Raw genomic sequence first — 18,827 nt, forward strand, 5'->3', positions numbered from 1 at the left:
CCATGGACGAGTTCCACGACGAGCACGCGTACACCTCCGACTGCCGGGCCCGCCTCGCGTTCGAGGTGCTCGCGAACCGCTGGGACAGCGTCGTGGTCTACACGCTCGGCGAGGCCGGTCCGATGCGGCCACGGCAGCTGCGCATCCGGATCGGCGGAATCTCTCCCAAGGTCCTCAACGAGGCGCTGCGGCGCCTGGAGTACAACGGCCTGGTCGAACGCCGGGCGTACGCCGAGGCGCCGCCCCGCGTCGACTACGCGCTGACGGAGGCGGGCACGGCACTGCTCGCCCCCATGCGCGCGATGGGCACGTGGGCCGTGCGTTACGGGGACGCCGTGCTGGACGCCCAGGACCGGTTCACCGTGCGGGGACGGGCGCAGTAGCGCCGCACTACGTAAGCGACACGCGAGTGAAGCGGGTCTCGAAGCCCTTGCCCGCCGGGGCGGCGCACATGACCCCGGCGAGGGCCTGCGCCTGCGGCGGGAAGTAGGCCAGGCGCAGCATGTGCTCCGGCTCCGCGCCGTTCACGCCGTATCGGACGGTCACGGCGTCGCCGGCCCGTTCGAAGTCGAACGTCGCGGAGACGAGGCCGCCGGGCGCGGGCGTGACGGACCAGTCGGAGAAGCCTCGGGTGACGACGACGCTGAGCTGGTGGCCGCCGTCGACGAACTCGACGCCCGCCTTGATCCAGTTCTCCTCGTCGATCCACAGCACGGCCCCGGCCTGGTCGTACTGCTCGGCGTAGTCGGCGTCGAACGTCACGGTCAGCCGGGCGTCCCCCGTCACCTGGCGGCCGAACATGTGCGCGGTGTCGTACGAGTAGCCGTAGTGCGTCTTCTGCCACAGGTCGGTTCCGGCGCCGGCGACGGCCCGCAGGCCCTCCCCGGTCTGCGACCACTCTGCGGGCTCGTTGATCCACGCGAAGCCATCGAAAGCCATACCGACCCCTTGCCGTCGCATTGACCGATCTAGCTATGAGAGCGGTTTCAGGGTCCGAACGTCAAGGACGATCTACCTGCAATTTAGATCGATTTGTCCCCTTTACTCCCTCTTTCCCTATACTCGTGCCTCGCATCACCTTTTGCCCTTGTAAATCCCATACATCGCACAACCGTCGTATCCCCTCCCCCAGGGAACGCGCGGCCCGCTTCCGGAGGCTTCCGCCCCTCCTTTCCGAGGGCCGCTCCGCCATGCCCGGGCGCGCGTGCGGAGCCCGCCGGCCGGCCGGGACTCCTCGACGACGCGAGGCCCTGTTCCCCCGAGGGCCGCCCCGCGAGCGAGACGAAAGGAACCTCATGCACAAGCGAGCCCGTCAGGCGATCACCATGGCGATGGCCGGAACCACCCTCGTCGCCGGCGCGGCCACGGCCGCGGACGCCTCGGTGATCCCTCAGGCTCCTTCCTCCGCACCGCTCTCCCGGGCGGTGCCCGCCGCCCAGACGGACACCACCCGCCCGATCCCGGCCGACGCGGCCTCCCTCGACCTGGCCTCCCTGGGCACCGCCTTCAACGCGGCCCTCCGCACGGCGTACGCGGAGATGAAGAAGGCCGCCTCCCTGCCCTCCGGTGTCTCCACCGCCACGTCCTTCTGGGACGGCGAGACCGCGTCCGGCAAGCCGATGCGCTACCGGACCGTCGCCAGCCCCTACTGGCCCCTCGGCACCAAGGTGCGGATCACCTACAAGGGGAAGAGCGCCATCGGCGTCGTCGAGGACTTCGGCCCGGCCGAGTGGGCCGTGGCCCAGCACGACATCCCGGCGATCGTCGACCTGTCCGAGAAGATGATGGCCGACCTGACGGGCGTCGCCTCCAACACCGTCCACGTACGGTTCCAGGTGCTGAAGTGGGGCAAGGGCGGCGTCTACCGCCGCTCCGGAACCGGCTACGACCTGGCGATGGGCCACCGGTGAGCCCCCGCCGCCGGTGAACCTCCGATGACGGTGTCCGGGTCCGATCCGCGTACACTGCGAGCGTGGCTGACCCGAAGTTCGAGATCCAGATGCTCCACGACCGCGTGATGGTCAAGGTTGAGCGGGAGCTTGAGGAACGGCGCAGCAGCGCGGGCATCGTCATCCCGGCCACGGTCAAGCTGGCCAACCGGCTCGTCTGGGGCGAGGTGTCCGGCGCCGGCGCCAACGCCAGGTCGGTCAAGACCGGCGACAAGGTCCTGTTCAACCCCGAGGACCAGTACGAGGTGGAGGTCCAGGGCCAGCTCTACCTGGTGCTGCGCGAGCGCGACCTGCACGCCGTGGCGACGCAGCAGACCGACCACGGCACCGGCCTCTACCTCTGACCGCCCGGCTTCCGGCCCCCGCCGAGCCCCTTCACGCCTCAGGTGGACCATGACTTTCCAGGATGAGCTCGTCGAGCTTCGCCGCGCGCTGCACCGGGAGCCGGAGATCGGCCTCGACCTGCCCCGCACGCAGGAGAAGGTGCTCGCGGCGCTCGACGGCCTGCCCCTGGAGATCACCACCGGCGAGCGCCTGTCGTCGGTGACCGCCGTCCTGCGCGGCGGCCGCCCGGGCCCCGCCGTGCTGCTGCGCGCCGACATGGACGCGCTGCCGGTGCACGAGAAGACCGACGTGCCCTACCGGTCGCGCTTCGACGGCCGCATGCACGCCTGCGGCCACGACCTGCACATGGCCATGCTGGCGGGCGCCGCCCGCCAGCTCAGCGAGCGGCGTGCCGACCTCGCCGGAGACGTGGTGCTGATGTTCCAGCCCGGCGAGGAGGGCCAGGAGGGCGCCCGGCTGATGATCGAGGAAGGCGTGCTCGACGCGGCGGGATCCAGGGCCGTCGCGGCGTACGGCATGCACGTCTTCGCCACGACGATCCCGCGCGGGCTGTTCCTGACCAAGGGCGGGCCCGTGCTGGCCGCGTGCGACACGCTGACCGTGACCGTGCGCGGCAGAGGCGGCCACGGGTCCTCCCCGCACCGCGCCCTCGACCCGATCCCCGCGGCCTGCGAGATCGTGACGGCCCTGCAGACCCACGTCACCCGCAGCTACGACGTGTTCGACCCCGTCGTGGTGACCGTCGGCAGCTTCCACGCCGGAACCACCGACAACGTGATCCCGGACGAGGCCGTCTTCGAGGCCACCGTGCGCACGTTCTCGGCCGGCTCACGCGACCGCATCAGGGAGGGCCTGGTCCGGCTCGCCCGCGGCATCGGCGAGGCGCACGGCCTCACCGTCGACTGCGCGTTCGGCATCGGCTATCCCGTCACGGTGAACGACGACGCCGAGGCGGAGTTCGCCGCCCTGACCGTGCGGGAGGCCCTCGGCGAGGACCGCTACTTCCCGCTGCCCACCCCGGCGACCGGCTCGGAGGACTTCTCGTACGTGCTGGAGCAGGTGCCGGGCGCGTTCCTCGTGGTCGGCGCCTGCCCGCCCGGCCGGGACCTCGCCACGGCCCCGGCCAACCACTCGGCCGAGGCGGAGTTCGACGACGCCATCCTGTCCGACGGCGCGACGCTGCTCAGCGAACTGGCGGTCCGCAGGCTGGCCCGCGCCTGACGGTCAGCTCAGCAGTTCACGGGCCTTCTGGATCAGGTCGACGCCGAGGGTCAGCCGGACCGACACCCAGACGATGGCCCCGGCGCAGAGCAGGGTGAGCGCGCTCGCGACGATGCGGACGAACCAGTTCTGCCGCTTGAGCCAGTCGGTCGCCGCCCTGACCCTGTCCTTGGCGAACTCCAGCAGCCGGGACGCCCAGGGGAACTCCGTGGCCAGGACGGCGAGCCCGGCGAAGACCACCAGCCAGCCCGGCCCCGGGAAGGGCACCATGATCAGGCCGGTGACCACGAGGGCGGCGCCGATCACCCCGATGACGATCCGCAGCGTCAGCCGGCCCGCCGGAGTCGCACGGACCCGGTCGAGCCAGCCCGGTGAATCGGCAGTCCCTTCTTGTCCACCCGTACGACTGTCCTCAGCCGTCGCCACACGGCTCACCCCCATTCGCTGACCACGATAGCCAGCGGACGTCCACGGCGATCGGCGGGTTCACGCGTCCCCGAGGCAGGCGGCGGTCTGCTCGGCGATCTCCAGTTCCTCGTCGGTGGGCACCACCAGCACCGTCACCTCGGCGCCCTCCGGGGAGATCACCCTGGCCTCCGCCGACTCGGCGGCGTTGCGATCGGGATCGATCCCGATGCCGAGCCGGGTGAGCCCGGTCGTCGCGAGCGCGCGGACGCGGAGGCTGTTCTCCCCCACCCCGCCGGTGAAGACGAGGGCGTCCACGTGGCCGAGCGCCGCGTAGTAGGCGCCGATGTAGGCCCGCACGCGGTAGCCGTAGACGTCGAGCGCGAGCCGGGCGTCCTCGTCGCCGGAGTCGGCCAGCCGCCAGACCTCCCGCATGTCGTTGGCGCCGCACATGCCGAGCAGGCCGCTCTCCTTGTTGAGCGCCGCGTCGACGCCGGCGAGGTCCATGCCGGCGACCCGGCCGAGGTAGGCGCCCAGAGCCGGGTCGACGTCCCCGGAGCGGGTGCCCATCACCAGCCCGGCGAGCGGGGTGATGCCCATCGAGGTGTCCACGCTGCGCCCGCCCCGCACCGCCGTCGCGCTCGCGCCGTTGCCGAGGTGCAGCACGATCGAGTTCACCTCGTCGTACGGCCGGCCGAGCAGCACGGCCGCCCGGCGGGAGACGTACGCCGTGGAGGTGCCGTGGAAGCCGTAGCGGCGCACGCCGAGCTTGCGGGTCCACTCGCGGGGGACGGCATAGGTGTGCGCGTGGGGCGGGATCGTGCCATGGAAGGCGGTGTCGAAGACGGCGACGTGCGGCAGGCCGGGGAAGGCCCGCCGGGCGACCCGGATGCCCTCCAGGTTGGCCGGGTTGTGCAGCGGCGCCAGCGGCGCGATCTCCTCGATGGCCCGCTCGACCTCGTCGTCGATCAGCACGGGCGTGACGAACCGGCTGCCGCCGTGGACGACCCGGTGGCCCACGGCGGTCACGCCGTCGAGCGGCGGCCCGTGCTCGGCGAAGGCCGCGAGCACCGCCTTCAGCCCCTCCTCGTGGTCGGCCACCCGGCGCTCGGTCCGTACGCCGTCGTGCGCGAGCACGCTCTCGTCCTCGCCGATGCGCTCGATCAGCCCGCCCGCCACCGCCCGGCGCGTCCCCATGTCGATGAGGCGGTACTTGATGGACGACGACCCCGTGTTCAGGACGAGGACCTGCCCGCTCACTGTCTCTCCCTTCGCGCCCGCGCGTTCGCGCTCACTGTGTGCCCTGCCCCGCCTGCGCGCTCACCGTGTTTCCCGTGCGCCTGCCGCTCACTGTGTCTCCCCGTGCGCCTGCGCCTGGATGGCCGTGATCGCGACGGTGTTGACGATGTCGCCCACGGTCGCGCCGCGGGACAGGTCGTTGACCGGCTTGCGCAGGCCCTGCAGGACCGGCCCGATCGCGACCGCGCCGGCGCTGCGCTGCACGGCCTTGTAGAGGTTGTTGCCCGTGTTGAGGTCGGGCACCACGAACACCGTCGCCCGCCCGGCCACCGGGCTGCCGGGCATCTTGGTCCGCGCCACGCTCGGCTCGGCCGCGGCGTCGTACTGGATCGGGCCCTCGACGGGGAGATCCGGCCGCAGCTCGCGGACCCGCGCGGTGGCCTCGCGCACCTTGTCCACCTCGGGCCCGGCGCCGGACTCCCCGGTCGAGTACGACAACATGGCCACGCGCGGCTCCACCCCGAACCTGGCGGCCGTGGCGGCCGACGAGATCGCGATGTCCGCGAGCTGGGCGGCCGTGGGGTCGGGGACGACGGCGCAGTCGCCGTACACGAGGACGCGGTCGGCCAGGCACATGAAGAAGACGCTGGACACGACGCCGACACCCAGCGAGGTCTTGATGACCTCGAACGAGGGCCTGATCGTGTGGGCTGTGGTGTGGGCGGCGCCGGAGACCATGCCGTCGGCCAGCCCGAGATGGACCATCATCGTGCCGAAGTAGGAGACGTCGGTGACGATGTCGCGGGCCTGCCCGATGGTCACGCCCTTGTGCGCGCGCAGCCGGGCGTACTCCTCGGCGAACAGCTCGCGCAGCTCCGGGTCGAACGGGCTGACCACGCGGGCGCCGTCGACGGCCAGGCCCATCGTGGCCGCCGCCAGCCGGATCTCCCGCTCGTCGCCCAGCAGGGTCAGCTCGGCGACGCCCCGGCGCAGCAGGCTGTCGGCGGCGCGCAGGATCCGCGGCTCGGCGCCCTCCGGCAGCACGATGTGCCTGCGATTGGCGCGGGCGCGGTCAAGCAGGTCGTACTCGAACATGAGCGGGGTGATCGCGGCGGCCTTGGTGACCCGCAGGCTGCGCAGCAGCGCCCCGGCGTCGACGTGCTCGGCGAAGACCCCGAGCGCGGTGTCGATCTTGCCCTTGGCGTCCGGGCTGAACCGGCCCTCGGCCTTCGACAGCTTGGTCGCGGTCTCGAACGTGCCGCCGCCGGTCGTGATGATCGGCAGCCGGATGTCCATGCCCTTCAGCAGGCGGACGACCGCGTCGGGCAGCTCCAGCCCGCCGTTGAGGATGATCGCCGACAGGGCGGGGAACGTGGGAGCCTTGTGCGCGGCCAGCAGCCCCGGCACCAGCGCGGCGGCCCGGTCGGCGGGGACGACGACCGCCAGTCCCTCGGTGAGGCGTTCCAGGATGTTCGGCAGCGACATCGCGCCGATCATCAGCCCGCCCGTCTCCCGGCCGAGCTGGTCGGCGTCGCCCATGAACAGCTCGCCGTCGCAGGAGGCCATCAGGTCGCTGACCGTCGGCGCGGACAGCCGCCGCACCTCCGGCAGGACGTACGCGGGGACGCGGGCGGCGACCTCCTCCACCAGGCCGGGGGCGACCCGCGTGACGACCGTGGCCAGCTCGGTGGCGTGCCGCTCGGCCAGCTCCTTGCGCGACATCTCGACCGCCGCGGCGACCTCGTCGGGGCCGCGGTCGAGCCCGGTCACCACGTTCATCACCGGTGTGCCGAGGTTGGCGGCGAGCTCGGCGTTGAACACGAACTCGGTGGGCGCGCCCACGTCGGTGTAGTCGGTGCCGATCACCACGACCGCGTCGCACCGCCCGGCGAGCGCACGGTAACGGGCCAGGATCTCCCCGGCCGCGCGCACCTCGTCGGCGTGCACCTCCTCGTAGGTGACGCCCGTGCACATCGCGTAGGGCAGGCCGATCCCGAAGCGGCTGCGTGCGGTGTGGACCAGGCTGTCCTCGCGGCCGGACCGGACGACCGGCCGGAACACGCCGACCGTGCCCACCTGGCGGGTCAGCAGTTCGATCATGCCGAGGGCGATCGTGCCCTTGTTGCTCCTCGCGTCGCCGGCCGCGACGTAAACTCCGATCGCCATCGCGCAGTCACCCCTGTCCCGGCGCGGCCCGACGGCCCGCCCAGGCAAGGCTATGCGAAGGGCCCTGCGGAGATACCAGTCGAACGTCACATCCGTAGGGCCTTTCCTCACTGGTCGTGTGGTCTCACAGGCGCGGAAGTCCGCCCGCCGTCCGCGGTGAGAGCGAACGTCCCCCGGCCTGCCTCAGGCCGGAAGGCGGGCGAGGACGCCTTCCAGACCGCCGCGCACCGCATTCGGGTCGCCGGTGTCGAGACCGTACGTGACCTCGTACCACGGGCCCAGCCGGTGCCACAGCAGTGCCCGTTCGGTGAGCTCCATGGCGGCGCCGTACTCCGCCGCCACGGCCCGGGCGAACGCCGGCGGGGCGCCGTGGAGCGCCCATGCCAGATCGAGCGCCGGGTCACCGACGTGCGCGTCGCCGAAGTCGATGACGCCACTCACCGTGCCGTCCCGCGCCAGCACATGCTCGGGCCCGAGGTCGCCGTGGACCAGAGCGCAGGTGGGCAACGCGCCCACGCCGTCCAGCACCGCCGAGGCGGCGTCTCGCCGGTCGCCCGGCAGGAGCGGTACGACGCGTGTACCGAAGTCCTTCACCGTCGCCGCCCGCTCCCGCAGCGCTTCCCGCGGCGGCGGCGCATCGTGCCGTACGGCTTCCGCGGGATCGACCGCGTGCAGGGCCCGCAGGAACGCGCCCAGCGTCCGGCCGCCCACGGCGTCGAAAGTGTCGAGCGGCTCGCCGACGACCACCTCGTGCCGTACGACCAGCGGCTCCTGCCGCAGGACGTGAGGAATCGGGACGGGCAACGGCAGCCGCGGCGCGAGCCATGGCATCAGGCGGGTCTCCATGAGCAGTCGCGCGGCCACCTCCGGCCTTCTTGGCCGGCGGTCCACCCACCGCTCCCGGACCAACCGCGCCTGGCTGTCCCACCCCGTGCCGCCCCACTCATCCGACAGTCCCGTCACCACTCCAATAGATCACCCTTGCGCCGTCGCGCCCCACCCCTTTTCCGGCGTGGCCCATGGAAAGCGGCCGTACGGATGTGCCACCTTGGCGGCTCATCCGTACGGCCGTTGTCGTGCTATCTCACGAGGCGGTGCAGGTCACCGCCGAGGGGACGGCGTTGGTGCCGTTCCAGCTCGCCTGGAAACCGAACGTGGTGGACGCCCCGGAGCCGACCGAGCCGTTGTAGCTCACGTTGGTGACCGTGACGTTCGCCCCGGACTGGCTGACCGTGCCGCTCCAGAGCTGGCTGATCGTCTGGCCGTTCGCGAAGGCCCACTTGACGCTCCAGCCGCTGATCGAGGCGCTGCCGGTGTTCTTCACCGTGACCTCGCCCTGGAAGCCGCCCGGCCACTCGTTGACCACCTTGTACGTCGCCGAGCACCCCTTGCCGCCCGACGGGCTCGCCGAGGGCGACGGGCTCGGAGACCGGCTGGGCGAGGGCGACGGACTGGCGGACGGCGAGGGGCTGGCGGACGGCGAGGGGCTCGGAGACGGCGAATTCGACGGAGAGGCCGAGGGCGACGCGGACGGGGACGCCGACGGCGAGGGGGACGGCGAGCTTCCGCCGTTGCGGTCGCCGTAGATGATGCCCCGGCCGTTGGTGCCGAGGTAGACCCGGCCGTAGATCCGCGGGTCACCGGTCAGGGCCTCGCCCATGTTGCCGTACTGGTGCTGGTCGTCGTTGATGCGCACCCAGCTCGCGCCGGTGTCGTCAGACCGGAACAGGCCCTGCACGCCGTCCACGGTGCCGGCGAGGTAGAGGGCCTGGTACGTCTTGCCGGGCGCCGCCTTGCCGAAGCCGATGTTGATCGAGCTGCTGACGTTCGACAGCTTGGTGAACGAGGCGCCCGAGTTGGTGGAGTGCCACAGGCCGCCCTCGCCGGCCAGCCAGACGTCGCCCTCCTTGCCCGGCAGCGCCTTGAAGTGCACGCCGGTCGTGGGCAGCCCGGTCGCCGCGGTGGCGCTGAAGCTCCCGCCGCCGTTGGTGCTCACGTAGAACTTGCCGCCGGAGTAGGCGTAGAACTTCTGCGCGTTCACCCGGTCGGACTCGACGATCGCGTTGGCCGGGACACCGCTGGAGGCGGTCCAGCTGTTGCCGTAGCCGACGGAGTAGACGACCTGCTGACCGGCGTCGCCCGGCGCCCAGACGAAGCGGCTGCCGTCGGCCGCCGCGGCGACGGTGCCGCCGCTGTTGATCCCGCCCGGCTCGGTGCCCTGGAACCAGTTGGCCCCGCCGTCGGTGGAGAACGCCACGTGGCTGTCGTTCGGGCGGTCCGAGTCGGTGAAGTTGCCGGCCCGCACCATCACGCTCGGGTTGGTCTCGGCGTAGTCGAGCGAGGTCGTGGAGGTGAAGACGGGCTGGGTGAACATCATGGACGGCACGGCGTCGAGGTTGGTGTGCCGGAAGCCGCCGATGTCGCCCAGCGCGCTGACCAGCGGGGCGCCGCTCGGCGGGCTGATCAGGTCGAGGACGGCGGTCTCCTCCAGGCCCTTCACCATCGGCTTGAGCGTGAACTGGCCGCCCGAGTCCCACTTCGTGAGGTCGGTGGTGCCGTAGATCGTCGCCCCGGTGCCGTACATCATGCGGTCGGAGTTGAACGGGTCGATCTCCACCGACTCGTTCATCCAGCCGAGCTTGGGCGTGACCTCGGGCGGCTGGGGGTTCGTGCCGAAGGTCAGCCACGGAGCGGCGGAGATGTCCATCTTGTAGCGGAAGCTACGGTTCGGGTAGGACGTCCAGTCCCAGATGCGGGTCCAGGTCGCGCCGCTGTCGGTGCTCCTGAAGAAGATCGCGTCGGGCCACCAGGAGACCTGGGTGGCGACCATGATCGTGCCGGGGTGCTGGCGGTCGATGGTCAGGCCGCTGTAGCCGAAGTAGTCGTCGGAGCTGCTGGACGGGATCGGGCTGATCTGGGTCCAGGTGCCGGTGGCGGTGGCGTAGCGCCACACGTCGCCCTTGCCTCCGTCGTACGGGCCGCCGGTGTCGCTGGTGGCGATGTAGAGGTAGCCGTTGGTCGTGTCGAGCACGCCCTTGTGGGCGATGTAGCCGGTCGGCTGCCCGGCGACCCGCTCCCAGGAGGTGCCGCCGTTCGTGGTGCGGTAGACGGTGTTGTCCTTGTCGGCCACGCCCACGTAGATGGTCTGGGTGGCGTTGCCCGAGGTGCCGGTCCGCTTGTCGAAGGTCACCCAGACGACGCCCTGGATGTCACCCTGGTAGTCGTCGGTGCCCGCGCGGTAGTTGCCGGCGTTGGGGAAGTTCGTCACCTTCGACCAGGTCGCGCCGGAGTCGGTGCTCCGCCACAGTCCGTTGCCGCTGGGTGCGCCGAAGTACAGGATGCTGTTCTTGTTCGGGTCGACCGCGAGGCGCTCGCCCATGCCGCGGCCTGGCATGTTGCCGCCCAGCTTGAACGGCAGCGGGCTCACCTGCCAGGTGTCGCCCTTGTTCGACGATCGCAGGATCGCGCCGTTGTTGGGGTCCCAGCTGTTGGTGTACATGCCGACGGCGGCGTACACCTTGTTGGCGTCCACCGGGTCGGGGGCGATGCTGGCGACGCCGTTGTAGCCCCAGTTGGACTGCCCGACCCAGTCGAGCAGCGGGGTCCAGGTCTGGGACGACTGGTTCCAGCGGTAGGCGCCGCCGATGTCGGTGCGCGCGTAGATCAGGTCCTTCTGCGCGGGGCTGAAGACGATCCCGGGGACGAAGCCGCCGCCGAGGATCTGCACGTTCTTGAACGTGTACGGGTCGGCGGCGACGGCCGACACGGGGGACATTCTGATCACGGCCGTGACGAGCGCCACGGCGGCGACCACGAGCATGGTTGCGAATCTTCGCATGGACGGTTTTCCCTCCGAGCACGGACAACCGGCCATGCACGACCAGGTGGGGACCCTGACCGTCCTTCTCCAACGTGCATGGAAATCTGAAGGGAAGGTTCACACACCGGCGGAAGCGCCGTCAATAGTTTGGCGTCCAGACAAATCTCAACCGGTTTCATCCGGCTGGAGCACGCGGCTTCTTGGAACATAATTCTGGACATGACTACTGCTCTCGTGCTCGGCGGCGGAGGAGTCGCCGGCATCGCCTGGGAGGCGGGGATCGTCACCGGCCTGCGCCGCCACGGCCTGGACCTGGGGACGGCGGATCGGATCATCGGCACCTCGGCCGGTTCGGTCGTCGGCACGCTCGTGGCCACCGGCGCCGACCTGGAGGAGGCGATGGCCCACCAGGCCGAGGTGGACACCGGCCCGCCCCCGGCCATCGACCACATGAACGAGGTCATGGAGGCGTTCGCCATCATGTTCGACCCGAACATCGACCGGCGGGAGGCCCGGCGCAGGGTCGGCCAGATGGCCCTGGCGGCCAGGGTCGACCACTACGCCGAGCGGCTCACGGCGGTCGGCGAACGGCTGCCGGTCAAGGAGTGGCCCGAGCGCGAGCTGCTGATCACCAGCGTGGACGCGGCGACCGGCGAGTTCGTCGTGTGGGACCGGTCCTCCGGTGCGCCGCTGGTGCTCGCCGTCGCGTCGAGCTGCGCCGTACCGATGGTCTTCCCACCCGTGGAGATCAACGGCCGCAGGTACGTGGACGGCGGGGTCCGGTCGGCGACCAACGCCGACCTCGCGGCGGGCGCCCGTGCGCTCGTGGTGCTCGAACCGCTCGGCAACCTGACCCCCCGGGCCGTCCTCGACGGCGAGATGGCGAAGGCGGGCGCGGCCGCGTCGTACGTCGTCCACCCCGACGCGGCGTCGGTCGCGGTGTTCGGCGAGAACGTCCTCGACCCGGCCCTGTGGGGACCGGCCTTCGAGGCGGGGCTCGACCAGGCCGCCGCCCTCGCCGAGCCGATCGCCGCCGTCTGGTCCTGACCCTCGCGTCTCCCCGCCGTACTCGCCGGAGCGGCGGGGAGCGCCGGCAGGGCGGCGTAAGCGGGCGGCCGGCGCGGGAACGCTCCCGCGCCGGCCGCCCGATGCCGGGACCGGTTCCTCACCTGACCTCGGCGACCGCCTTGCTGACCGCGTTGGGGCCGTCGTACTGCCGGTCCGGGATGCGTTCCAGCGCCTTGATGACGTTGTCGTCCGCGCCCTGGTCGCGGGCCGTGCGGATCAGGTCCGACTTGCCGGCCGGATAGTCCACGCCCTTCAGGTGCTTCTGCAGCTGGATCGGGTTCGGTGCGTCGGCCATGACATGCCTCCCTTCGTCGGTGTTTCTCCTGCTCTCCCTCGCTTACCCGGTTCCTCCCCCGTCACTCGGGACTCCGCCGCATGCGTCTCCGACGGGCTTTACAGAGCCTCACCTGCGCTTTTGTCACGATTGGGTATACGGGGCCCGTGTTTGTGAAACGACGAGACGTACGGGTAGCTGGCGTTGCGTGCCTGATGCCCAATTGCTGGCCGCACAGGATCTGCGGCTCGACGTCAACGTTCTGGACTACGTGATCCTCGCCCTGTACTTCCTCGTGGTGCTGGGAATCGGCTTCGCCGCCAAACGGGCCGTACGGACGAGTCTGGACTTCTTCCTCTCGGGCCGCGCACTCCCCGCCTGGATCACCGGCCTGGCCTTCATGTCCGCCAACCTCGGCGCCACCGAGGTCCTCGGCATGGCCGCCAACGGCGCACAGTACGGCGCGATGACCCTGCACTACTACTGGATCGGCGCGGTCCCCGCCATGGTGTTCCTCGGCGTCGTGATGATGCCCTTCTACTACCGGTCGAAGGTGCACAGCGTCCCGGAGTTCATGCGCCGCCGCTTCAACGGGGCGACCCAGTTGCTCAACGCCGGGACCTTCGCCGTCGCGCAGATCCTCATCGCCGGGATCAACCTGTACGCGCTGGCGCTCATCATGGACGCCATGCTCGGCTGGCCGCTGTGGCTGTCCATCATCGTGTCGGCCGCGATCGTGCTGGCGTACATCACCCTCGGCGGCCTGTCGTCGGCGATCTACAACGAGGTCATGCAGTTCTTCGTGATCGTCGCCGGGCTCGTGCCGGTGGTGATCATCGGCCTGACCAGGGTCGGCGGCTTCTCCGGCCTCGGCGAGAAGGTCAAGCAGAGCGTGCTCGGCGAGGGCGGGCTGCACACCTGGGCGCACACCGCCGGCACCGACAACCCGCTCAACGCCAACTGGATCGGCCTGGTCTTCGGCCTCGGCTTCGTGCTGTCCTTCGGCTACTGGACCACCAACTTCGCCGAGGTGCAGCGCGCGCTGTCGGCCCGCAACACCAACGCCGCCCGGCTCACCCCGATCGTCGCGGCCTATCCGAAGCTCGTGATCCCCATCGTCACCGTGATCCCCGGGCTCGTCGCGGTCGTGCTGTTCGGCAACCTCGGCAAGGACGGCGGGCCGACGTACAACGAGGCGATCCCGCTGCTCATGAACGAGTTCCTGCCCAACGGCGTGCTCGGCGTCGCGGTGACCGGACTGCTCGCGTCGTTCATGGCCGGCATGGCCGCCAACATCAGCGGCTTCAACACGGTCTTCACCCAGGACATCTGGAAGGCGCACATCAACGGCGACCACCCCGACGAGTGGTACGTACGGCTCGGCCGCATCGCGACCGTGGTCGGCGTCGCCGCCGGAATCGGCACCGCGTTCATCGCGGCCGGCTTCGGCAACATCATGAACTACCTGCAGTCGCTGTTCTCGTTCTTCAACGCCCCGCTGTTCGCGACGTTCGTCATCGGCCTGTTCTGGCGGCGGATGACCGCCTGGGCGGGCTTCTGGGGCCTGCTGAGCGGCACGGTCTGCGCCTTCGCCTCGTACATCCTCTACAAGGCGGGCGTGTTCGACTTCGGCACCGAGTTGAACGCGAGCTTCTGGGGCGCCGGCATCGCCTTCGTGGTCGACGCGATCGTCTCCGTCGTGGTCACGCTCGCCACCACCCCCAAGCCGGAAAGCGAGCTTCGCGGGCTCGTCTACGGCCTGAGCGACGCGTCCGTCTCCGACGACGCGCTGGCGGGAGACACCGCCTGGTATCGCTCCCCCGTCATCCTCGGCGCCGGGGCTGTGGTCCTCGCCGCGGCGTTCTACCTGCCCTTCCTGTAGGAGGTTCGCATGGCCGCCCCGCAACGGCTCTTCGACATCCGCCGCGTGATCGGTGGTCTGTTCCTGGTGTACGGACTGATCCTCACGGTCACCGGCCTGTTCGACAGCGCCCACGAGATCCAGAAGGCGGAGGGCATCCGCATCAACCTGTGGACGGGCGTCGCGATGCTCGTCGTCGGCGGCGCGTTCCTGCTCTGGGAGCGCCTGCGCCCGTCCGACGCCCCCGCCCCCTCCGACGAGGAGGACTGAACCGACCCTCCCCCGGCCGCGGTCGCATCCCCCGTGCGACCGCGGCTCTTTCATTCCGGCGGCTGTGGCTTCATTCCGGCGACTCTGTGGCGGCCGGGCGGCGGCGCCGGGGCATCCGCAGGGTGAGCAGCCGGGCGCGCGGCGCCACCCGCGCCGCGAGGCCGAACAACGCCTCGGTCCGCGTACGGTCCGCGTCGAGGTGCGTGAACAGGTTGACGCCCAGGTAGAAGGTGATCGCGGCGTACGCCACGTCACGTGGGGGCAGGAGCCGGGCCAGCGGCGAGCCGCCGATCACCCGCTCGAGCGTCTGCTCCACGAAGTCGATCCACGGATCGGCCCGCTTGACGATCTCCGCCCGCAGCTCGGGGCGGGCGATGCTGGCGCCGACCAGCTCGGAGAAGAGCGTGATGTGCCCGCCCTCGATGTCGGCCCTGTAGACCCGGGTGGCGGCCTCCACCAGCTCCTCCAGCGTCGCGGCCCCCGCGACGGTCTCCCGGTGGGCCCGCATGCGCTCCTCGGACGAGCGGTCGAGGGCGGCCAGCAGCAGCGGGTCGACGCCGCCGAAATGGTAGAAGACCAGCGCCGAGTTGACGCCCGCCGCCTTCGCGATCGTCCGGGCGCTCGTGCCCGCGTACCCCTGGGTCTTCAACGTCTCCGCGGCCGCCTCGATGAGCCGGTCGCGCGTCTCCGCGCCCGAGTCCCGCCGTGTCGTCAACCCGCCTCCCTTGACAGCGCCCTCGATCCTCATCATACGGTTTAATCACTCGATTAAATCTACCGCTCAAGGAGCGCCGTATGGAGTCGGAAAACCCGGGGCGGCCCCGGCTCGTGCTGGTCGTGACCCTGACCGCGCTGTTCGCCGCCTACCTGCTCTACGAGGTGCTCCACGCGGGCCATCTGGAGCAGACCTCGCTGTTCTACGTGGGCATCCCGGCGGCCATCGCGATCATCGTGGCGATCACTGCGCGGCCGAAGAGCGCCACCGGGATGGCCATGGCCACGATCACGATCGGGCTCGCGCTGGCCGGGCCGCTGCTCGGCGAGGGCGTCGTCTGCCTGCTGATGTCGGCTCCGCTCTTCTACTTCGTCGGCCTGCTCGTGGGCGGCTCGATCGACTACGCGCGCCGGAAGGGCGGGCACGCCGTAGCCGTCGTCGCCCCGCTGCTCCTGGTCGCGCTGCTCGAAGGGGCCACGCCGTTCACCTCGCTGCCGCGCGACGAGCAGGTCACGGCGGTCGCCACGGCGGCGCGGGACGTGGACATCGAGGCCGCTCTGGCCGGCCAGCCCGCCTTCGGCCCGGTCACCTCGCCGTTGCTGCGGCTCGGCTTCCCCCGTCCGCTCGGCTCCGAGGGACGGGGACTCGCCGTCGGGGACACCAGGACGATCACCTTCACGCCCCGGCGATCCCTCGGGATCGGGGCCCCGCTCGAGCCGCGCGCCATGACGCTGCGCGTCGCCGAGCGCGCCCCCGGCCGGGCGGTCTTCCGGGTGGAGCACGACACGACCCTCGCCCGGTGGATGGACCTGCGCGAGGCCGAGTTCCGCTGGCGGGGACGGCGCATCGAAGTGACCTTCCGCTACCGGCGCACCTTCGACCCGGGCTGGTACTTCGGGCCGCTCCAGCGGTACGCCGCGACGCAGGCGGCCGGCTACCTCGCCGCCGCCTTCACCTCGTGATCGCGGACACGGTGTCCATCGGCCCTGTGACGGCGGATTCGGCGATCGGGCTCCTGCGCGGCGCGGCCCTGTTCGGCCCGCTCGCCGCCGTCCTGGTCGCCGCGGCCGTACGCCGGCCGTCCGAGCGGGCGATCGCGGCCATGATCCTCGCGACGGCCTGGAACCTGCTCGTCCTCGCCCTGGTCAACGCGATCGCCGTGCGGGCGGGCTGGTGGTTCTTCTCCGCCCGGGGCGCGGTGGTGGAGGGCGTCCCGGTGGACCTGCTGCTCGGCTGGGCGCTGCTGTGGGGGGCGCTGCCCGCGCACGTGGCCCGCCGCCTCCCGCTCCCGCTGACCGTGCTCGCGCTCACCTGGCTGGACCTCGCGTTCATGCCCCTGGCCCGCCCGCTCGTACGGCTCGGCGGCGACTGGCTGTACGGCGAGGCGCTCGCGGTGGCGCTCGGCCTGGTGCCCGGCCTCCTGCTCGCCCGCTGGACCATCCGCGGCGTCTTCGCGGCCGGGCGGGCGACGCTGCAGGCGGTGCTCGCGGGCGGGCTCATGCTCGGACTGCCGGTCGTGCTCAGCGGGGTGTGGCGGCAGCCCGGCTGGCTCGCGGGTCTCGGCGTCCAGGTGCTGGCCGCGCCACTGACGCTCGGCCTGGCGGCCGTCCGGGAGTTCGCGGCGGCGGGCGGCACGCCGCTGCCGTACGACGCGCCGCGCCGCCTCGTCACCAGCGGGCCGTACGCCTACGTGCGCAATCCGATGCAGGTGTCGATGACGGCGAGCTACCTGCTTCTGGGCATACTGGACGTCCGCTTCCTCGCGGCGGCGGGCGTGGCCGTGGCGTACGGCGCCGGGCTCGCGGCCTGGCACGAGGGTGAGCAGCTCGCCGGCCGCTTCGGCGGCGCGTGGGTCGCCTACCGGTCCGCCGTACGGGCCTGGCTGCCCCGCCTGCGGCCCTCCCCCGCCCTGGCGGAGGCGGTCGTCCACGTGTCGGCGACCTGCGGGCAGTGCGCGCCCGTCGGCAGGTGGATCCTGCGCCACGCCCCGGTCGCCCTCCGGGTGCGCCCGGCAGAGGAACACCCCAGGGGCCTGCGCCGGATGACGTACGAACGCGCGGACGGACTGCGGGCCGAGGGGGTGGCGGCCCTCGCCCACGCCGCCTCGCACCTCCACCTCGGCTGGGCTCTCGCCGGATGGGCCCTGCTGCTGCCCGGTCTGGGCTGGTTCGCACAGCTGTGCGCCGACGCCTTCGGGGCCGGGCCTCGAAGCGTGCCGTCCTGGCCCGCCGAACGGGGGACGGGCCAGGACGGCCGGGCGTTCACGGAGTCCGCCGACGCGACCGGCCCGCGCCGTGTCCCGTGACCGGCGGCGGCCCGGATGCGGTGTCAGTGCGGACCTGCGTTCTGCCCGCGGGCGGTCCCGGGGGCGGGGGCCTCCTGAGCCGTGGCCTTCGTGACCACGGCGGGCGGGACCAGCACCGCCGGGATCGAAACCGTCGTCCCGTTGGACACGATGGCCGTGCCGTACACGGTCCTGCCGCCCGCGACCTCGACCGCCAGCCTGGCGGCGGCCGACGCCTCGGCCGCGACGTCGGTGCGCACGGTGGCGGTCTGCGTGCCGGCCCTGACACGCCCCAGCGCCGCGGGCCGCCCGCCATGCCCGATCAGCGGCACCCCGGCCATTCCCGCCCTCGCCATCTCGGCCGCGACGGCCTCCGCCACCGCTTCGCTCGCGCAGCACACGCCCGCCACCTTCGCGGCCCCGCCGAGCGCGGCGACGGCCGCCGCCACCTCGCGTACGGCGTCGTCGGGCCGCGTCAGGTCCCGTTCCCAGCCGATCGTCACCCGTCCGTCGAGCACGGCGTGCAGGCCCCGCTTCACCGTCGCGGCGTACGGATCCGTGGCGGGGCCGTTGAGGAGCAGCACCGGCCCCGCGCCCTTCGTGGCGCGGAGCAGGGCCAGCGCCTGCTCCCGCCCGACGCGCGCCGGGTCGGTCGCCACATAGGCGTCCACCGGCCCGTTCGCCAGCCGGTCGTACGCGACGACCTTCGCCCCGGACAGCTTGGCCCTGGCCACCCAGGGGGCGGCTGCCTCTGGATCCACCGCGCCGAGGACCAGTACCTGCACGCCGTCGGCCAGCATCCGGCCGATCTGCCGCTCCTGCCTGGCCCGGTCGCCCGCGCCGTTCGCGTACTGGACATGGCAGCGCGGGCAGAGGGACGCCAGGGCCCGCGTGAACAGGGGCCGGTCGGGTCCCTCGCCTGGGAGCAGCAGGCCGACGGTGAAGCCGTCCCGCACGTCGCCGACCGCTCCGAGTTCCGCCCCTGGCTGCCGCCCGCTCTGCCCGCAAGCGGGAAGGGACATCAGGAGAAGCACGCAGACGCCCGCCAGTCGTCTCCCCACGAGGCACCCCCGATTCGTTGCGGAGCCACGTTTCGCAGAGCCGTCTTGTGGAGCGATGTCGCCTCAAGAGTCACATACCCCGACATATGCCCCATAACGCCCCCTGGGCAGCCGTACCCCAGTTGCGGACGATCAGCACAGGATGATCG

The 18,827-nt window shown here is 71.7% G+C and carries 18 protein-coding genes; 9 read left to right on the plus strand and 9 right to left on the minus strand.

All coding sequences use genetic code 11. The features are described 5' to 3' along the window. Positions 1 to 2 precede the first annotated feature (2 nt). Entirely contained in the window at positions 3 to 383 is a 381-nt protein-coding gene (locus tag ACQEVJ_RS31990) for a winged helix-turn-helix transcriptional regulator (protein ID WP_433107521.1), read from the plus strand. Positions 384 to 390: 7 nt separating this feature from the next. On the opposite strand, the gene ACQEVJ_RS31995 is transcribed toward ACQEVJ_RS31990, so the two are convergent. After that, positions 391 to 939, minus strand: coding sequence for a DUF1349 domain-containing protein (locus ACQEVJ_RS31995; RefSeq protein WP_433107523.1), 549 nt, complete (start codon positions 937 to 939; stop codon positions 391 to 393). 356 nt (positions 940 to 1,295) lie between these two features. Here ACQEVJ_RS31995 and ACQEVJ_RS32000 point away from each other — a divergent pair, with 356 nt between their 5' ends. From ACQEVJ_RS32000 to ACQEVJ_RS32010, 3 genes are all read left to right on the plus strand, one after another. Then, entirely contained in the window at positions 1,296 to 1,910 is a 615-nt protein-coding gene (locus tag ACQEVJ_RS32000; protein WP_433107525.1) for a hypothetical protein, read from the plus strand. A gap of 62 nt (positions 1,911 to 1,972) precedes the next feature. Continuing rightward, entirely contained in the window at positions 1,973 to 2,293 is a 321-nt protein-coding gene (locus tag ACQEVJ_RS32005) for a GroES family chaperonin (protein WP_433107527.1), read from the plus strand. 49 nt (positions 2,294 to 2,342) lie between these two features. After that, positions 2,343 to 3,515, plus strand: coding sequence for a M20 metallopeptidase family protein (locus ACQEVJ_RS32010; RefSeq protein ID WP_433107529.1), 1,173 nt, complete (start codon positions 2,343 to 2,345; stop codon positions 3,513 to 3,515). 3 nt (positions 3,516 to 3,518) lie between these two features. Here the strand turns inward: ACQEVJ_RS32010 and ACQEVJ_RS32015 are convergent, their stop codons facing one another. The 5 genes from ACQEVJ_RS32015 to ACQEVJ_RS32035 all read right to left on the minus strand — a co-directional run bounded on the left by ACQEVJ_RS32015 (position 3,519) and on the right by ACQEVJ_RS32035 (position 11,163). After that, positions 3,519 to 3,941 carry a TIGR02611 family protein gene (locus ACQEVJ_RS32015; protein WP_433107531.1) on the minus strand — a complete coding sequence of 141 codons (423 nt, stop codon included), beginning with the start codon at positions 3,939 to 3,941 and terminating at the stop codon, positions 3,519 to 3,521. Between the two features lie 60 nt (positions 3,942 to 4,001). Further along, positions 4,002 to 5,180, minus strand: coding sequence for an acetate/propionate family kinase (locus ACQEVJ_RS32020; RefSeq protein ID WP_433107533.1), 1,179 nt, complete (start codon positions 5,178 to 5,180; stop codon positions 4,002 to 4,004). Between the two features lie 87 nt (positions 5,181 to 5,267). Then, complete coding sequence (gene pta / locus ACQEVJ_RS32025; protein ID WP_433107535.1) at positions 5,268 to 7,325, minus strand: phosphate acetyltransferase; 2,058 nt, start codon at positions 7,323 to 7,325, stop codon at positions 5,268 to 5,270. A 183-nt stretch (positions 7,326 to 7,508) separates the two neighbouring features. Then, complete coding sequence (locus ACQEVJ_RS32030; protein WP_433107537.1) at positions 7,509 to 8,288, minus strand: phosphotransferase; 780 nt, start codon at positions 8,286 to 8,288, stop codon at positions 7,509 to 7,511. Positions 8,289 to 8,409: 121 nt separating this feature from the next. Further along, a complete protein-coding gene (locus ACQEVJ_RS32035) occupies positions 8,410 to 11,163 on the minus strand; it encodes a cellulose binding domain-containing protein (RefSeq protein ID WP_433107539.1) in 2,754 nt (917 codons plus the stop codon). A gap of 201 nt (positions 11,164 to 11,364) precedes the next feature. Between ACQEVJ_RS32035 and ACQEVJ_RS32040 the strand changes: the two genes are divergently transcribed. After that, a complete protein-coding gene (locus ACQEVJ_RS32040; RefSeq protein WP_433107541.1) occupies positions 11,365 to 12,192 on the plus strand; it encodes a patatin-like phospholipase family protein in 828 nt (275 codons plus the stop codon). 118 nt (positions 12,193 to 12,310) lie between these two features. Here the strand turns inward: ACQEVJ_RS32040 and ACQEVJ_RS32045 are convergent, their stop codons facing one another. Continuing rightward, complete coding sequence (locus ACQEVJ_RS32045) at positions 12,311 to 12,508, minus strand: DUF2795 domain-containing protein (protein ID WP_433107543.1); 198 nt, start codon at positions 12,506 to 12,508, stop codon at positions 12,311 to 12,313. 187 nt (positions 12,509 to 12,695) lie between these two features. On the opposite strand from ACQEVJ_RS32045, the gene ACQEVJ_RS32050 reads away from it, so the two are divergent. Together ACQEVJ_RS32050 and ACQEVJ_RS32055 are read left to right on the plus strand one after the other, a co-directional pair. After that, positions 12,696 to 14,369: a sodium:solute symporter family protein gene (locus ACQEVJ_RS32050; protein WP_433107545.1), complete on the plus strand. Its 1,674-nt coding sequence runs from the start codon at positions 12,696 to 12,698 to the stop codon at positions 14,367 to 14,369. Positions 14,370 to 14,378: 9 nt separating this feature from the next. Next, a complete protein-coding gene (locus ACQEVJ_RS32055) occupies positions 14,379 to 14,618 on the plus strand; it encodes a hypothetical protein (protein WP_433107547.1) in 240 nt (79 codons plus the stop codon). A gap of 70 nt (positions 14,619 to 14,688) precedes the next feature. Here the strand turns inward: ACQEVJ_RS32055 and ACQEVJ_RS32060 are convergent, their stop codons facing one another. Beyond that, positions 14,689 to 15,366, minus strand: coding sequence for a TetR/AcrR family transcriptional regulator (locus tag ACQEVJ_RS32060; protein WP_433113092.1), 678 nt, complete (start codon positions 15,364 to 15,366; stop codon positions 14,689 to 14,691). Between the two features lie 47 nt (positions 15,367 to 15,413). On the opposite strand from ACQEVJ_RS32060, the gene ACQEVJ_RS32065 reads away from it, so the two are divergent. Both ACQEVJ_RS32065 and ACQEVJ_RS32070 read left to right on the plus strand, forming a co-directional pair. Then, the gene (locus ACQEVJ_RS32065) at positions 15,414 to 16,295 is read left to right on the plus strand and encodes a hypothetical protein (RefSeq protein WP_433107549.1); all 882 of its coding nucleotides are present in this window, start codon (positions 15,414 to 15,416) and stop codon (positions 16,293 to 16,295) included. Beyond that, complete coding sequence (locus tag ACQEVJ_RS32070; RefSeq protein WP_433107551.1) at positions 16,292 to 17,638, plus strand: methyltransferase family protein; 1,347 nt, start codon at positions 16,292 to 16,294, stop codon at positions 17,636 to 17,638. The genes ACQEVJ_RS32065 and ACQEVJ_RS32070 overlap by 4 nt, the downstream gene beginning before the upstream one ends. A gap of 23 nt (positions 17,639 to 17,661) precedes the next feature. On the opposite strand, the gene ACQEVJ_RS32075 is transcribed toward ACQEVJ_RS32070, so the two are convergent. Then, entirely contained in the window at positions 17,662 to 18,678 is a 1,017-nt protein-coding gene (locus tag ACQEVJ_RS32075) for a substrate-binding domain-containing protein (protein WP_433107553.1), read from the minus strand. Positions 18,679 to 18,827 lie beyond the last annotated feature (149 nt).

The sequence above is a fragment of the Microbispora sp. CA-102843 genome (assembly GCF_050936215.1).
Lineage (GTDB): Bacteria > Actinomycetota > Actinomycetes > Streptosporangiales > Streptosporangiaceae > Microbispora.

Coding starts and splice junctions, on each gene's coding strand:
- ACQEVJ_RS31990 (WP_433107521.1), top strand. CDS start 3: ATGGACGAGTTCCACGACGAGCACGCGTACACCTCCGACTGCCGGGCC.
- ACQEVJ_RS31995 (WP_433107523.1), bottom strand. CDS start 939: ATGGCTTTCGATGGCTTCGCGTGGATCAACGAGCCCGCAGAGTGGTCG.
- ACQEVJ_RS32000 (WP_433107525.1), top strand. CDS start 1,296: ATGCACAAGCGAGCCCGTCAGGCGATCACCATGGCGATGGCCGGAACC.
- ACQEVJ_RS32010 (WP_433107529.1), top strand. CDS start 2,343: ATGACTTTCCAGGATGAGCTCGTCGAGCTTCGCCGCGCGCTGCACCGG.
- pta (WP_433107535.1), bottom strand. CDS start 7,325: ATGGCGATCGGAGTTTACGTCGCGGCCGGCGACGCGAGGAGCAACAAG.
- ACQEVJ_RS32035 (WP_433107539.1), bottom strand. CDS start 11,163: ATGCGAAGATTCGCAACCATGCTCGTGGTCGCCGCCGTGGCGCTCGTC.
- ACQEVJ_RS32040 (WP_433107541.1), top strand. CDS start 11,365: ATGACTACTGCTCTCGTGCTCGGCGGCGGAGGAGTCGCCGGCATCGCC.
- ACQEVJ_RS32045 (WP_433107543.1), bottom strand. CDS start 12,508: ATGGCCGACGCACCGAACCCGATCCAGCTGCAGAAGCACCTGAAGGGC.
- ACQEVJ_RS32055 (WP_433107547.1), top strand. CDS start 14,379: ATGGCCGCCCCGCAACGGCTCTTCGACATCCGCCGCGTGATCGGTGGT.
- ACQEVJ_RS32060 (WP_433113092.1), bottom strand. CDS start 15,366: ATGAGGATCGAGGGCGCTGTCAAGGGAGGCGGGTTGACGACACGGCGG.
- ACQEVJ_RS32065 (WP_433107549.1), top strand. CDS start 15,414: ATGGAGTCGGAAAACCCGGGGCGGCCCCGGCTCGTGCTGGTCGTGACC.